This window comes from Bradyrhizobium sp. McL0615, assembly GCF_049993905.1.
Taxonomy (GTDB): domain Bacteria; phylum Pseudomonadota; class Alphaproteobacteria; order Rhizobiales; family Xanthobacteraceae; genus Bradyrhizobium.
Genome location: NZ_CP188254.1, coordinates 5,518,588 through 5,532,563 on the forward strand (window position 1 = coordinate 5,518,588; position 13,976 = coordinate 5,532,563).

Below are 13,976 nucleotides of genomic sequence, written 5' to 3' on the forward strand. Positions count from 1 at the left end.
CACCGAATGGAAAACGACCGCGGCCCTGCAACATCGATCCGCAACCTCGTCCGATGGACGATCACGCCGCCGCAATCCTATGCGGTCTATCTGATCGGCCTGTTCCTGGTTGCCGGGATGTCGTTCTACGCCGGCACCCTGAAGCCGAAGCATTCCGTAGGCCTGGCGCCGCCGGCCGTCTCCGTTCCGCGCGACTGAGGGGAAACGATCGGCATGACGCGCGAGACCATGCCTTCGATCATCCGCATCGATCCACCCGGACTCGGTGCACCGCCCGGTTACTCGCAGATCGTCGAGGAGACGCCGGGCCGCATCGTCTTCATCGCCGGTCAGACGGCGCTCGACCGCGACGGCAATGTGGTGGGCCGGAACGATTTCGCCGTCCAGGCCGAGCGAGATCGAAGCCATCGCGGCGGCGTGAGTGTCATTCGTAGAACTCCGGTGACATCTTCAAGCTGTCCCGCTGCGCCTTGTCGTGGTTGATCCAGAGCTGCGCCTTCTCTTTCGCGAGCGTATCGGCAATTTTCAGCATCGAGGCCTGCGTCTGCTCCTTGTTGGAGTTCATGGACGGGACCGCGCGAATTTCCCAATTGCTTGTAAAATGAACGGCGTCGCCCGACAGCACGATCGCGCCCGATTTCGGCAGCTTCACCAATAGCGATTGATGACCGGGCGTATGCCCCGGCGTCGAGAGGATGGTCACGCTGCCATCACCAAATATGTCCCGGTCTCCTTCCAGTTTGGTGACCGGGTGCTCGGCCTTGAAGCGCGGCGCGTTGTTGGCCCCGGGCCATTCATATTCGGCCTTCTGCACATACAGCATGGTGGTCGGAAACAACTCGACATTGCCGACGTGGTCGGGATGGGTGTGCGAAACTGCCATTCCCTTGATGTCCGCGGGTTTCACCCCGAGCCTGTCAAGCTCCCCTGCCAAGGTCTTTGGCCGGCGCCACAACACGGCCTTGGGATCGGCCGGCGCAAGACCATCCGGCATCGCCGCAACGGCGTCCGCGACTCCGGTGTCCCACAGGAACCAGCCCTGCGCGTGCTTGATCAGATAGCAGCTATCGACGAAGTTCATCGACTTGCCTTCGTTAATTCCCGGCGACCAGCGCGAGATGTCGCCCGCAACGCCCTCGCCGCAGTTGAGAATGTAGAGTTTTTCGACGCCTGGCTTGGCTGGTTGGGCATGACCGGAATTGCCGGTAAGCGCGGCGGCCACCAGCAGCACCGCAAGAGTGATCGTGCGTTTCACGTTGTTCCTCCCGAGAGCTCACTGTCAGCCATCCTACCTCATCTCCGGGCGCCTTGATTGGTGGTTACGCACTTTTTACCTCCGACGTTGCGATCCAGATCCCGGCGAACACCGCGATCAGCCCGAGCATAAGATTGGGCGTGATCGGCTCGCCGACGAGTTGCGTGGCGAGCAGCGCCGCCGCGAGCGGATTGACGGTCATGGTATTGGCGACGCGCGTCGGCGTCGCCCGTTCCAGCGCGAGCACCCACAGGATGAACGCCAGCGCGCCGCCGGCAACACCGAGATAAATGCCGGCGATCCATTGCGGCGTGCTGAACTGGCTCAATGCCGCGACGCTTCCCGTCAGCGCGCCGACCAGGACCAGGGCTACGGCGCCGGTCCCCATGCCGACGGTGAGGAAGCCAAGCGCGCTCGATCGCTGGATGAAGGGGCGAGACCAGACATTGTAGAACGCCATGCACAATACAGCCGCGGTCATGATCAGCTCGCCGCGCCAGGCGCCCGGCGGCGCGGCCGACAATCCCGTCGCAAGCGCGGCGACGACGCCGAGCACCGCGATGCAGACCCCGATCGATTTCCGTCTCGTCAGCGGCTCGATGCCGAGCAGTGCACCGACTACCATCGTGTGCAGCGGCAATGTCGCCAGCGCGAGCGAGGCGCGCGCCGCGGTCGTGTAGGACATCGCGATGTTGTAGAGAACGAAGAACACGCCGAAGAAGCAAAAACCCAGCGCGGCGACGGCCGGCAAGTCCCGCTGTTGCGGCCATCGCGCCCTCAGCAGCAGCGCCGCCGGCAGCACGCAACAAAAGCCGATCGCCCAGCGCAGGATCGCAAGCGTGATCGGATCGGTGTTGCCGGCGAGATAGCGCGTGATCGCAGCGGCAGTGCCGCCGAGGCAACTCGAGACCAGCGCGATCGTGACCCCAACCCATTCACCCACGCGGTCCCTCCAGGTCTTGTTACCGTGTCTTGCCCAGTCCGGTTGTGGCATCTTGCCGGTCAGCACAGCTTCCGCAACTACCTGGCAGGTACTCATGGCGCATCCGCACGATTTCGCAGCAAGCCTCCGGTTGTGGCGGCGCAAAAGGGGCCTGTCGCAGCTTGAACTCGCCGGTCGGACGAACATCTCGCAACGACACCTGAGTTTTCTCGAGCTCGGCCGCGCATCGCCAAGCCGCGACATGGTGATACGGCTCGCCATCGCCCTCGACGTGCCGCTGCGCCAGCACAATTCGATGCTGATGGCGGCCGGCTTCGCGCCGGTGTGGCGGCAGACCAACCTCGCCGCCCCCGAATTCGCTCAAATTCGTATCGCGCTCGATTTCATGCTGGCCCAGCAAGAACCGTTTCCTGCCGTTGCGGTCGATCGGCACTGGAATCTGCTGCAAAGCAATTCCGGCGCCGTCCGCCTGGTCGAATTCCTGGTCGGACCGTTGGCGCCGGACGCCGCGATCAATCTGGCCGACGCGCTGGTCGCCCCGGACGTGCTGCGGCCGTACCTTTTAAATTGGGTCGAGGTGGTCGGCTATTTCATCCGGAGCGTGGAAGCCGACGCTGCCGCCGACGGATCGGCGGAGACCGCGGCCCTTCTGACACGATTGCTGGCTTATGAAGGCGTCCAGGCGGCGGTCAATGCGCCGCCGGCCGAACCGGCGATCGCGCCAGTGCTGCCAATGCATTTTCGCAAGGGCACGACCGACCTGCGGCTATTCACGACCATCGCGACACTGGGCATCCCGCAGGACATTACGCTGCAGGAGCTTCGCATTGAGAGCTTCTTTCCAATCGATGACGCGACCGCTCGCGTACTGCGCGGATGGATCGAACAAGGTGCAGCTGGGGCGCTAGCAGTCCCCGGGTAAGAGTTTGTCCATCCGATGGCGGCAAGTGTCAGCAGCAGGATCAGGGCGAATGTATGACGTTGCATCTTGCCGCCACGGCTCTGCCGGGAATAACGTGACCGCGGGGATATCGCAGCCTCCCCGTCAAATGGCGATCCCATTCAAGCGCTGCTCGCTTTTTTGTGGAGCGGGCACATGGATGGATCGACACTCGAACTGACGCTATTTCTTCTCGCGACCTTTGCCGGCGCGCTGGTCGCCGGCCTCACCGGTTTCGCCTTCGGCCTCGTCGTCTCCGCGATCTGGCTCTACATCCTCACCCCGCTGCAAACCGCGACGCTGATCATCGCATTCGGGTTGCTCGTGCAGGGTTATTCGGTCTGGAAGCTGCGCGGCACGCTGGACTGGCGACGACTCTGGCCGTTCATGGCCGGCGCCGCGCTCGGCGTTCCCGTCGGCGCCGGCGTCCTGACCTGGGCGAACCCCGCCCATGTCCGCATGGGCGTCGGCGCGTTCCTGGTGCTCTACAGTCTCTACGCGCTGCTGCGGCCGGCCATCCCCGCGATGAAAGCGGGCGGCGCCGCGGCCGACGCGGGTGTCGGCTTCCTCAACGGCGTGCTCGGCGGCATCACCGGGCTTGCCGGAATTCTCGTGATCATCTGGTGCGGCCTGCGCGGCTGGTCCAAAGACGTGCAGCGCGCGGTGTTTCAGCCGGTGGCGGTGGCGATCTTCATCATGAGCGCCGTGTGGATCGGCGCCAGGGGCGCGATCACGCCTGAGGTGATCAAGCTATTCCTGATCGGATTACCGGCCCTGTTCGCCGGGACCTGGCTCGGGCTGAAACTGTTCGGGCGGCTCGACGAGGCCACGTTCCGGACAATCGTGCTGGGGCTGCTTCTGGTGTCGGGCGCCTTGCTGATAGTCTAGGCCGGCATTTACAGGAAATATCGTAACGGATTGGCGCTGCACGCAAATTTTCGCATCAATCCATTGGTAAATTTCAATCAATTGCATCGATCCGGCATAGCATGCCGTCAAGAAGTTTTTGTCATGACAGGTTACCGGGCCCCGGGTTCGGTGGTTTCGAAGCTCCGGCAGGCCGGGGCTTCCAGGCTCTGGAATTGGCAATGCAAGAAGCGATCCGTTTACGTGAATTGGAAGCCGAGTGCCGGCAACGCGCACTGAGCGAGCCGGACAAGAAATGGTACTGGCTGGCGCAGGCCGCCAAATACCAGGTGCGGGCAAACCAGAAACTCGCCTTTCACTCGGAAGAGGCCAACGCCCCCGACTCTCCGGAGATCAAGCTGGCGCAATGGTCGCACGTTCGAGATGAGCGACGCGTGATGGAGCCCCTCCCCGACGGACGGCGAAGCCCCTGGTAGGCGCGCGCCTGAAAAGCTCTAACGTCCCTGCTCCTCCGGCGGCTTGATGTGGCGGAACGAGAACAGCAGCGCGAGATCGTAGGCGATCTTCAGCGTGCCGCAGACCACCAGCGGAAGCCCCGTAAAAGACGTCATCAAGAGCGCGCCCGAGATTGCCGGGCTGATCGCGGATGCGAGGCTGCGCGGCACAGCGGTGACGCTGGCGGCAGCGGGCCGTTCCGCCGGCGTCACCACGGCCATGACGTAGGAGGTACGGGTCGGCACGTCCATCTGCGACAGCGCCGAACGCAACAGCAGCAACCCAAGCGCCAGATAGAGGTTAGGCGAGAACGCCGCCAGGATCAGGAAGATGCTGGAAGGAATATGCGTGAACACCATGGTGTTGACGAGACCGATGCGCCTGGCGATCCAGGCCGCGACCGGATAGGAAAAGGCGCTCAGCGTGCTCGACCAGAAGAAAAACAATCCGGCCGCGGACAATGACAGATCAAAGCGCTCGAACAGCCAGAGCACCAGCAGCGACTGCGCAACGAAACCGCCGGCAAAGGCATCGATGCTGAACAGCGCCGCCAGCTTGTAGACGGTGCCGCGCGATGGCCCGAGCGGCGCTTGCTGTGCCCGCTCCTCGCCGCGCGTATGCGGGACGTAACGATAGAGCGCGGCGCTCAGTATCCCGAGCGCGGCATATGCATAAAACATCACACGGAACGCGCCGAGCGTGGTGCCGCCGCGCGAAACCAGAAAATCAGGCAAGGTTGCCGCAAGCGAGCCCGCGGCGGTGCAGAGCGCCCCGATCAGGCTGTAGCGCGCAAACACCTCGGTCCGGCGGTCGTCGGTGGCGCTCTTCGCCAGCACCGCGTGTTCGAGCGGAACCAATACGCCAAGATCGCCGCCCGAGGGATTTATGGTACCGATGAACGCCACAAGCACGATTGGAACGAAATGCTCCGCGCCCGGAAATGCAAGGCCGGTCGCCGCCATCAGACCTGCGCCAAAGATCAGGAGCGCGCGCAGGTCGTGACGCGGCGCGATCCAGCCTGTTATCAGTGTGAGCAGCGCCGTGCCGAGCAGCGATGCGGTCGCGACGATGCCGACCGCGATGGCGTCGTATCCCAGCGCCGTCATGTAGGCCGGCAGAATGATGATGGCGAAACCGTCCCCGAAGCCACGCAAGGCGCGCGCGGCATAGAGCAGCGAGATCAGCGCGTTTCCGGCAGAAGCCTTTGGTTCGGTCGCGAAATCGGCCATTCCTGCGTTCCCGTTACGGCAAGACGGTAATCTTGAACTGATCAAAGCGCGTCACGCTGTCGGACTTGGTCCACAGCGCCACGCCGCCGGCCTCGGCAAAAGTCCTGTCCGTCGCGCTGAATAATTTCTTGCCATCGAAGGAGACCGTGAAGCGCTGACCCTCCGCGCGCAAGCCGAGCGTATGCCATTCATTGGGGCTGACCTTCAAATTGGCGCCTTCGAGTTGCTCGCGCCGGCCGGCGACGACGCGATAGAAGCGCACGTTGTCCTCCAGCGCATTGGCGCGGGCGACATAGTAATTGTCGGCGTCCGCCAGCCGCACGGCGATGCCGCCGGCCTGATCCGTCTTGCCGGCAACCGCCTTGAATCTGACCTCGACGTCGACATTGGCGGCCGAGAGGCTTTCGTGGATCGCGAGCGGAAACCGGTAATCGGTGCGGTCGGTGCTGGTCTGCTCGATCACCTTGCCCGCCGCGGCGGTCTGATCGGCAGTCACGGTCCATTCGCTCCCGCTGCCCTGGCCGGTTCGTGCAAACGAAAATCCCGCCGGAGGTGATCCGGCTGTCATACGATCGATGGCAATCATGGCGGCTCCCGTTTGCGCGGATGCGAACAGCGTCGCGTCCGCGAGGAAACACGCGGCGAGAAAAGCGGTCAGAACTGATCTGCGGGGATAAAAAAATATCGGCCCGGTTCCGTCCATGCGCAATCCTCGACACGTCGAGTGTGCGCAGAGCTTGGACGGAAGGGCCGTCTGACGGGGAGCCTGCTTTATCCCCGATGCCGACCAAGCTAGGACCGAACGCGGGATTCCGCAAGCCTCCCTCCCGTCGGGAACCGACGCGACGCCAGTTGACAGTCGAAGCCGCAGGCGGTTAATTCGGCCCATGGGGGTTTTGCGATCCCCCCACGAGGCGACATGCCCAAGTATCGCGTCCCGTTTTCTTTTACGAGGGCGCAGCCATGTCATCCTACACCACAATATCTCCAGACAAGCTTTCACGACTGATCGGCACGGCGCATATGCCGGCGTTGATCGACGTTCGTACCGACGAGGATTTCGCCGCCGACCAGCGGCTGATTCCCGGCGCGGTCAGACGCAGCCACAAGGATGCCGGCGACTGGACCGGCAAATTTTCCGGAAACTCAGCCATCGTCGTCTGCATGCGCGGGGCAAAGCTCGCGCAGGGCACGGCGGCCTGGCTGCGGCATGCCAATGTTGCCGCGGAGACGCTTGAAGGCGGCTTTGAAGGCTGGAAGGAAGCAAAGCTTCCGCTGGTGGACGCATCGAAATTGCCGCCGCGCGATGCGCAGGGCCGCACCGTCTGGGTGACCAGGGCGCGGCCGAAGATCGATCGCATCGCCTGCCCGTGGCTGATCCGCCGCTTTGTCGATCCGACCGCGGTGTTCCTGTTCGTGGCGCCGTCCGAGGTTGTCGCCGTCGGCGAGCGCTTCGGCGCGGCCCCCTTCGACATCGAAAACGTGTTCTGGAGCCACCGCGGCGAGCTCTGCACCTTCGACGTCATGATCGAGGAATTCGGCCTGGCGACACCGCCTCTGCTGCGGCTGGCGGCGATGGTGCGCGGCGCCGACACCGGGCGGCTTGATCTGTCACCGGAAGCGCCTGGCCTGCTCGCCGCCTCGCTTGGCCTGTCGCGCATGTTCGACGACGATCTCGAGCAGCTCGAGGCCGGCATGTTGCTGTACGACGCGTTCTATCGCTGGTGCCGCGACGCCTCGGGCGAGACGCATAATTGGCCCACCAACAAGGCGAAGCCGTAATGGATGCCATGATGGACAAGACGACCGAGGCCGGCGCAAGCCGCGACCTCGGTCACGGCATCAGTTTTGGTGAAGCCTTCCGGGTCTGGCTGCGGGTCGCCGTCTTGAGTTTCGGCGGCCCGGCCGGGCAGATCGCGGTGATGCACCGTATCCTGGTCGAGGAAAAGAACTGGATCTCGGAGAGCCGGTTTTTGCATGCGCTGAATTACTGCATGCTGCTGCCGGGCCCGGAGGCGCAGCAGCTGGCAACCTATATCGGCTGGCTGTTGCACCGGACCGCCGGCGGCATCATGGCCGGCGGCCTGTTCATCCTGCCCGGAATCATCGCCATCATGGGCCTGAGCTACGTCTACGCGGCCTATGGCAATGTCGGCTTCGTCGAGGCGGTGTTTTTTGGCCTGAAGGCCGCGGTGCTCGCGATCGTGGTCCACGCCGTGGTCCGCGTGGGAAAACGCGCGTTGCGCAACCGGGTGATGATTGCGCTGGCGGCGATCGCCTTTGTCGCGATCTTCTTTTTCAACGTCCCCTTCCCGATCATCATCATCGCGGCGGGCGTGATCGGTTACCTGGGCGCGCGCGGCGGGCGGCCGGAATTCGCCGCTATCGAACACGGCGGCGGCAACAAGAAGACGGCGGCGATCGACAGCCTGTTCGACGAACAACTGCCCGATCACGTTCGTCCCACGGTGGCACGCGCACTCAAAGTAAGCTCGGTGTGGCTGGTGCTGTGGGTGGTGCCGGTCGCAGCGCTGCCGATCGGGCTTGGACAGGCAAACGTGTTCAGTCAGATCGCGCTGTTCTTCTCCAAGATGGCGATGGTGACGTTCGGCGGCGCCTATGCGGTGCTGGCCTACGTCGCCCAGCAGGCGGTCGAGCATTATCAGTGGCTGCAGCCGCGCGAGATGCTGGATGGACTCGGCATGGCCGAGACCACGCCGGGCCCGCTGATCATGGTGCTGCAATTCGTGGGCTTCATGGCCGCCTATCGCGATCCCGGCGCGTTGTCGCCCATGGTTGCGGCGACGCTGGGCGGATTGCTGGCGACCTGGGTCACCTTCATCCCCTGCTTCCTCTGGATCTTCCTCGGCGCGCCCTACATCGAGACGCTGCGCGGCAACAAGGGGCTGGCGGGCGCACTGTCGGCGATCACCGCCGCGGTCGTCGGCGTGATCCTGAACCTCTCGATCTGGTTTGGATTGCACACGCTGTTCCGGCAGACCATTCCGGTTCGCTCGTTCGGGCTGTCGTTCGACATGCCGGTGTGGTCAAGCCTCGACATCGCAGCCTTCGTGCTGGCGGCTGCCGCGGCGACCGCGATTTTCCGTTTCAACATCGGGATGCTGTGGGTGCTGGTAGGGTCGTGCGCAGCGGGCGTGGCGCTCAGGTTTGCGGGGATGGTTTGAACGTGGCCGTGATCTCGTAGGATGGGTAGAGCGCAGCGAAACCCATCCTACGTGATTTGCCGTTCCAAGGTGATGGGTTTCGCTGCGCTCTACCCATCCTACAAATCGGGCATTACACCCGTTCGGCCGGCGCCAGCTTGCACACATCGGCGGCGGCTTCGACCTGCAGCGTGGCGTGGTGGATGTTGAAACGGTGCGAGAGTTCCTCGCAAACCCCGTGCAAGAAGGCGTCGTCGTTGCCGCCGGGCCGCACCAGATGCGCGGTCAGTGCGGTCTCATTGGTGCTCATCGCCCAGATGTGCAGGTCATGCACTTCAATGACACCCTGCAGCCCGGCGAGATAATCCCTCACCTGCGCCAGCTCGATGCCGCGCGGCACGCCGTCGAGCGCGAGGTTGACGCTGTCCCGCGCCAGCCCCCAGCCGCTCCAGAACACCACGGCGGCGATGACGAGACTGATCGCGGGATCGAGCCACAGCCACCCCGTCAGCATGATTACGCTGGCGGCAATCACTACGCCGAGCGAGACACCGGCGTCCGCCACCATATGCAGGTAGGCGCCGCGAATATTGAGGTCGCCGTGACGACCCCGCATGAACAACAGCGCAGTGCCGCCATTGATGACGACGCCGAGCGCTGCGACCAGAATGACGGTTAACCCCGCGACCGGCGCAGGTTCCACCAGGCGATTGACCGCCTCGACGACGATACCGCCGACTGCGACCAGCAACAGCCCGGCGTTGAACAGGGCCGCCAGGATCGAAGCACGGCGATAGCCATAGGTATGCCGTTGCGTCGGCTGCTTCTGCGACAGCCACGCCGCGCCCCATGCCAAAAGCAGCGCGATCACGTCGGAGAGATTGTGGATCGCATCCGAAATCAGCGCCAGCGAGTTGGCGGCATAGCCGAAGATCAGCTCCGCAATGACGAACGCCGTATTGAGCGCGGCGCCGATGGCGAATGTCCAGCCGAAATTGTCCGGCGCATGGCTATGGCCGGCGTGATCATGGGAATGATCATGGGCGTGGGAATGATCGGGGTGAGCGTGATCGTGCGCCATTCCGCCTCGGTGAGTCGCGATGGCGAGTTATATAGCGCGGCGAATGTCGAATACTATTACAGGCGGGAATCGTAGGGTGGGCAAAGCGAAGCGTGCCCACCATGCTCGATGAACATGCGGATAGGTGGTGGGCACGGCGCTGGCGCGCCTTTGCCCACCCTACGTTTATTCTACATTCTCGCCTATTCCACCCCGCGCAAGAACTTGTTCGACTTCGGCAGGCCGCCCGCGAGGCGGCCGGCGTCGGCGCGGTTGCCGCGCCAGTCGGACAATTCCTTGGCGCTCATACTCTGCTCGCGGCCGGCGGAATCCTTCCAGGTCAGCCCCGCCTTGAGTTCGAACACAGCGACATCAGACAGCTTGGCGCTGGAATATTTTTGCAAGCGCACGCCGCGGCCACGCGCCATCTCAGGCACCTGGTCAAGCGGGAACAGCACCATCTTGTGGTTGGTGCCGATCGCGGCCACGGTATCACCCTGCACGGTCGCGATCGCGCAGGCTTCGTTCGGCATGGTGACGTTGAGCACTTGCTTGCCCTTGCGGGTGTTGCCGACGCAGTCCTCTTCCTTGACGACGAAGCCCTGCCCTTCGCTGCTCGCGATCAGGAACTTGCGTTCGCCCTTGTTGACGAACAGCGAGACGATCGCGGCATCCTGCTCCATGTCGATGAACATGCGGATCGGCTCGCCATGGCCGCGACCGCCCGGCAGTTTTGCGACATCGAGCGAATAGAATTTGCCGTTGGTGGCGAACAGCAGCAGTTTTGACGTGGTCTCGGCGAAGAAGGCGTGATCGAGCTTGTCGTCGGTCTTGAAGGCCAGCCCCGAAATATCCTCGACATGGCCCTTCAGCGTACGGACCCAGCCCTTCTCGGAGATCACAACCGTACACGGCTCGCGCTCGACAAAGGCTTCCTCGATCGCGGCGAGATCGTGCTCGGGCGCGTCGGCGAACATCGTGCGGCGCTTGCCGAGCGGCGTCTTCGGTCCAAAAAGGTCCCTGACCTTGCGGACCTGCTCGCCGACCTTGGACCATTGCTGGGTCTCGGAGCCAAGCAGCGATATGAGGCCTTTCAACTCGCCACGAAGGTTCTTGTCCTCGGTGCGGATTTCGAATTCCTCGAGCTTGCGCAGGGAGCGCAGGCGCATGTTGAGGATGGCGTCGGCCTGGACTTCCGTCAGCTTGAACGCCTTGATCAGCGCCGGCTTCGGCTCGTCCTCGGTGCGGATGATCTTGATCACCTTGTCGATGTTCAGATAGGCGATCAGGTAACCGCCGAGAATTTCGAGCCGGTTCTCGATCTGGGTCTTGCGATAGTTCGAGCGGCGCACCAGCACGTCACGCAGATGGTCGAGCCATTCGCGCAAACATTCCGCAAGCCCCACCACCTTGGGAATCTTGCCCTTGATCAGCACGTTGAGGTTCAGCGAAATCTTGCTCTCGAGCTCGGTGAGCCGGAACAGCGATTCCATCATCAGCGCAGGATCGACCGCGCGGGATTTCGGCTCGATCACGAGACGGACGTCTTCGGCCGATTCGTCGCGGACGTCGCCGACCAGCGGCAGCTTCTTCTCGTTCAAGAGCTCGGCGATCTTCTCGACCAGCCGGGATTTCTGCACCAGCCACGGGATCTCGGTAATGACGACCACCCAGGTGCCGCGGGCGCCCTCTTCCTGGGTCCACTTGGCGCGGGTGCGGAACGAGCCGCGCCCGGTCATGTAGGCTTCGGCGATGCTTTCCTTGGAATCGACGATGATGCCGCCGGTCGGGAAGTCAGGACCCTTGACCCATTTCAGCAGCGATTTCGACTTGGCGTCGGGCTTGTCGATCAGGTGCAGCGCGGCGTCGCAGAGTTCGGCAGCGTTGTGCGGCGGGATCGAGGTGGCCATGCCGACCGCGATGCCCTGCGAACCGTTGGCGAGCAGATTCGGGAAGCCGCCGGGCAGAACCACCGGCTCCTTGCTCTGGCCGTCGTAATTGGGGCGGAACTCGACGCCGTCCTCGTCGATGCCCTCCAGCAGCAGCCGCGCGACCTCGGTCATGCGCGCTTCGGTGTAACGGTAGGCGGCAGGATTATCGCCGTCGATATTGCCAAAGTTGCCCTGGCCGTCGACCAGCGGGTAGCGTGAGGAGAAGTCCTGCGCCAGACGCACCATGGCGTCGTAGATCGCCTGGTCGCCATGGGGATGGAACGAGCCCATCACGTCGCCGACGATCTTGGCGGACTTCTTGAACGGCGTACCGGGGTCGAGGCGCAACAGCCGCATGCCGTAGAGAATGCGCCGGTGCACCGGCTTCAACCCGTCGCGGGCGTCCGGCAAGGCGCGATGCATGATGGTCGAGAGCGCATAGGCGAGATAGCGCTCTTCCAGCGCATCGCGCAGCATCACCTCGTGGATTTCGGCCGGCTCTTCCGGCGGTAGCTGTCGTTTTCCCATGGGGAGGCGTTAAACTTTTCGGCTGAATCGGGCAAGACGCCAGTGAGGCGACCCCCCCCCCAACTGTCGTCCCTGCGAACGCAGGGACCCATAACCACCGGTGTTTGTGGCAAAAAGTGGCTTAGGCCACGGGGGCGAATTGATGGGCCGCGGAGTATGGGTCCCTGCGTTCGCAGGGACGACCCTCTGAGAGACCGCGGAAAGCTACGAAACCGAACTGATTCGCGCCCGATTCCGCGTCACCGCGTTGATGAACCCGTCTCGGGCGTCGGAATGGCCCTGCCCGCGCGGCTCCAGCACGTGGCGGAGCAGGAAGAGCCCTGTGAGGCGAAAACCGTCCTGCAGGTCCTGGTCCGACCAGCCATTCGCCCCGCCCTCGCCTTCGCGCAGGAAGGCCGGCAGCCGCAGCAGGCGGTCCCGGTAGGGCTCGCCGGCAGCTCGCGACACCGCGCCGCCGGACTTTGGCGAGACGTAGATCAGGTCCGCGGTCCCGCCCGTGGCGGCGCAGTTTTCCAGATCGAGGCCGAAGCCGAGTTCGGCCAGCATCGCAAGCTCGAACCGGATGAGGTGGGCGGCCGCACCGCCGGCATCGTCAAAGTCATCCAGTGTGCGGTCGAGCATCTCGTAGATGTCCTCGTGCGGATCGCGCTCCGGCAGCAGCCGCACCAGCGAAGCCAGATGGGTGATGCCATAGGTCGCGTGCGCCGACGCCAGCAGGGTGGCCGCGCGCAGACGCGTGCCCTCAACGGCGTAATATCCGAGATGCTCGTCGAGCCGCGCCCGCCACACCGTGGTGACGCTATTGCCCGGCTGCAGCAACGGCCGCATCCGCTTGCCCGCGCCGCCGCGCACCAGGCCGAGATGACGGCCATGCTCGCGCGTCAGAAGTTCGACAATAGCGGAAGATTCGCCATGCCGCCGCACACCCAGCACGATGCCTTCGTCGGTCCATTCCATGGGGAGAGTTTATAGGAAATTGCGGCATGTAGGGTGGGTAAAGCGTAGCGTGCCCACCAACGATCAACAAACTGCGTCGTGGTGGTGGGCACGCTACGCTTTGCCCACCCTACGCAATCCGGCGATCACGCGTCGAACCATCCCACCGCGTCGCCGGTGAAGGAGAAATACAACCCCGCCGCGGTCAGCGCGCAGGAGATCACCTCAATGCCGCTGTCGAACGCCAGACCCTTCTCGCCGATCAGCTGCACGAGGGAAATCACCGAGAGCACCAGCGCTGCCGCCAGCGCCCAGCGCGGCCAGTTCTTGCGGCGTTCAGCGGCGAGCCAGACGAAAAAAGCCAAAAGCAGGATCAGGCCGGCCGCCATCACGGTCCCGACATTGATCATCTGCTCCGTCATGCTGGCGTCCGGCGTGCGGTCCTGAAACGCTACCGACACCGAATCCAGCGTCAGCGACAGATACAGCAGAACCTCAAACCACAGCACGTTTCGGGGTACGCTCATCGGGCCTACTCCGTCATTGCCTGCGACAAACGCAAAGCGTTTGCGCAAGGGAGCAAAGCGACGAAGCAATCCATGCTTCCGCATTCGCTGATACATGGATT

15 protein-coding genes are annotated in these 13,976 nt (G+C 63.7%); 7 read left to right on the top strand and 8 right to left on the bottom strand.

The genetic code is table 11. The features are described 5' to 3' along the window. The first annotated feature begins 6 nt into the window (after window positions 1–6). Window positions 7–198, top strand: coding sequence for a hypothetical protein (locus ACPPVP_RS26340; RefSeq protein WP_426525895.1), 192 nt, complete (start codon window positions 7–9; stop codon window positions 196–198). 15 nt (window positions 199–213) lie between these two features. Beyond that, window positions 214–483, top strand: a complete 270-nt coding sequence (locus ACPPVP_RS26345) for a hypothetical protein (RefSeq protein WP_426525897.1) — start codon at window positions 214–216, stop codon at window positions 481–483. Here the strand turns inward: ACPPVP_RS26345 and ACPPVP_RS26350 are convergent. Further along, on the bottom strand, window positions 425–1,243 hold the full coding sequence (locus ACPPVP_RS26350) for an N-acyl homoserine lactonase family protein (RefSeq protein ID WP_426538060.1): 819 nt from the start codon (window positions 1,241–1,243) through the stop codon (window positions 425–427). The two genes, ACPPVP_RS26345 and ACPPVP_RS26350, sit on opposite strands and share 59 nt — an antisense overlap. A 76-nt stretch (window positions 1,244–1,319) precedes the next feature. Beyond that, window positions 1,320–2,198 carry a DMT family transporter gene (locus tag ACPPVP_RS26355; RefSeq protein ID WP_426525899.1) on the bottom strand — a complete coding sequence of 293 codons (879 nt, stop codon included), beginning with the start codon at window positions 2,196–2,198 and terminating at the stop codon, window positions 1,320–1,322. A gap of 94 nt (window positions 2,199–2,292) precedes the next feature. Between ACPPVP_RS26355 and ACPPVP_RS26360 the strand changes: the two genes are divergently transcribed. The 3 genes from ACPPVP_RS26360 (at window position 2,293) to ACPPVP_RS26370 (ending at window position 4,481) form a co-directional block, all read left to right on the top strand. Then, window positions 2,293–3,120, top strand: coding sequence for a helix-turn-helix domain-containing protein (locus ACPPVP_RS26360; protein WP_426525901.1), 828 nt, complete (start codon window positions 2,293–2,295; stop codon window positions 3,118–3,120). Between the two features lie 174 nt (window positions 3,121–3,294). Continuing rightward, complete coding sequence (locus ACPPVP_RS26365) at window positions 3,295–4,026, top strand: sulfite exporter TauE/SafE family protein (RefSeq protein ID WP_426525903.1); 732 nt, start codon at window positions 3,295–3,297, stop codon at window positions 4,024–4,026. Between the two features lie 200 nt (window positions 4,027–4,226). After that, entirely contained in the window at window positions 4,227–4,481 is a 255-nt protein-coding gene (locus ACPPVP_RS26370) for a hypothetical protein (protein WP_426525905.1), read from the top strand. Between the two features lie 18 nt (window positions 4,482–4,499). Here ACPPVP_RS26370 and ACPPVP_RS26375 read toward each other — a convergent pair whose 3' ends face one another. Next, window positions 4,500–5,729 (bottom strand): MFS transporter, encoded by a 1,230-nt coding sequence (locus tag ACPPVP_RS26375; RefSeq protein ID WP_426525907.1) that lies wholly within the window; start codon window positions 5,727–5,729, stop codon window positions 4,500–4,502. A 13-nt stretch (window positions 5,730–5,742) separates the two neighbouring features. Further along, on the bottom strand, window positions 5,743–6,225 hold the full coding sequence (locus ACPPVP_RS26380; RefSeq protein ID WP_426525909.1) for a hypothetical protein: 483 nt from the start codon (window positions 6,223–6,225) through the stop codon (window positions 5,743–5,745). 467 nt (window positions 6,226–6,692) lie between these two features. Between ACPPVP_RS26380 and ACPPVP_RS26385 the strand changes: the two genes are divergently transcribed. Beyond that, window positions 6,693–7,511, top strand: coding sequence for a chromate resistance protein ChrB domain-containing protein (locus tag ACPPVP_RS26385; protein WP_426525911.1), 819 nt, complete (start codon window positions 6,693–6,695; stop codon window positions 7,509–7,511). Window positions 7,512–7,519: 8 nt separating this feature from the next. Next, window positions 7,520–8,914: a chromate efflux transporter gene (gene chrA / locus ACPPVP_RS26390; RefSeq protein ID WP_426538062.1), complete on the top strand. Its 1,395-nt coding sequence runs from the start codon at window positions 7,520–7,522 to the stop codon at window positions 8,912–8,914. Between the two features lie 112 nt (window positions 8,915–9,026). Here the strand turns inward: chrA and ACPPVP_RS26395 are convergent, their stop codons facing one another. The 4 genes from ACPPVP_RS26395 to ACPPVP_RS26410 all read right to left on the bottom strand — a co-directional run bounded on the left by ACPPVP_RS26395 (window position 9,027) and on the right by ACPPVP_RS26410 (window position 13,875). Further along, window positions 9,027–9,974, bottom strand: a complete 948-nt coding sequence (locus ACPPVP_RS26395; protein WP_426525913.1) for a cation diffusion facilitator family transporter — start codon at window positions 9,972–9,974, stop codon at window positions 9,027–9,029. Between the two features lie 182 nt (window positions 9,975–10,156). Beyond that, window positions 10,157–12,412: a DNA topoisomerase IV subunit A gene (gene parC, locus ACPPVP_RS26400; RefSeq protein WP_426525915.1), complete on the bottom strand. Its 2,256-nt coding sequence runs from the start codon at window positions 12,410–12,412 to the stop codon at window positions 10,157–10,159. Between the two features lie 204 nt (window positions 12,413–12,616). After that, window positions 12,617–13,369: a DNA repair protein RecO gene (gene recO / locus ACPPVP_RS26405; RefSeq protein ID WP_426525917.1), complete on the bottom strand. Its 753-nt coding sequence runs from the start codon at window positions 13,367–13,369 to the stop codon at window positions 12,617–12,619. Between the two features lie 125 nt (window positions 13,370–13,494). After that, window positions 13,495–13,875 carry a hypothetical protein gene (locus ACPPVP_RS26410; RefSeq protein WP_426525919.1) on the bottom strand — a complete coding sequence of 127 codons (381 nt, stop codon included), beginning with the start codon at window positions 13,873–13,875 and terminating at the stop codon, window positions 13,495–13,497. Between the last annotated feature and the right edge of the window lie 101 nt (window positions 13,876–13,976).

Coding starts and splice junctions, on each gene's coding strand:
- ACPPVP_RS26340 (WP_426525895.1), top strand. CDS start 7: ATGGAAAACGACCGCGGCCCTGCAACATCGATCCGCAACCTCGTCCGA.
- ACPPVP_RS26360 (WP_426525901.1), top strand. CDS start 2,293: ATGGCGCATCCGCACGATTTCGCAGCAAGCCTCCGGTTGTGGCGGCGC.
- ACPPVP_RS26365 (WP_426525903.1), top strand. CDS start 3,295: ATGGATGGATCGACACTCGAACTGACGCTATTTCTTCTCGCGACCTTT.
- parC (WP_426525915.1), bottom strand. CDS start 12,412: ATGGGAAAACGACAGCTACCGCCGGAAGAGCCGGCCGAAATCCACGAG.
- ACPPVP_RS26345 (WP_426525897.1), top strand. CDS start 214: ATGACGCGCGAGACCATGCCTTCGATCATCCGCATCGATCCACCCGGA.
- recO (WP_426525917.1), bottom strand. CDS start 13,369: ATGGAATGGACCGACGAAGGCATCGTGCTGGGTGTGCGGCGGCATGGC.
- ACPPVP_RS26385 (WP_426525911.1), top strand. CDS start 6,693: ATGTCATCCTACACCACAATATCTCCAGACAAGCTTTCACGACTGATC.
- ACPPVP_RS26375 (WP_426525907.1), bottom strand. CDS start 5,729: ATGGCCGATTTCGCGACCGAACCAAAGGCTTCTGCCGGAAACGCGCTG.
- chrA (WP_426538062.1), top strand. CDS start 7,520: ATGATGGACAAGACGACCGAGGCCGGCGCAAGCCGCGACCTCGGTCAC.
- ACPPVP_RS26410 (WP_426525919.1), bottom strand. CDS start 13,875: ATGAGCGTACCCCGAAACGTGCTGTGGTTTGAGGTTCTGCTGTATCTG.
- ACPPVP_RS26395 (WP_426525913.1), bottom strand. CDS start 9,974: ATGGCGCACGATCACGCTCACCCCGATCATTCCCACGCCCATGATCAT.
- ACPPVP_RS26370 (WP_426525905.1), top strand. CDS start 4,227: ATGCAAGAAGCGATCCGTTTACGTGAATTGGAAGCCGAGTGCCGGCAA.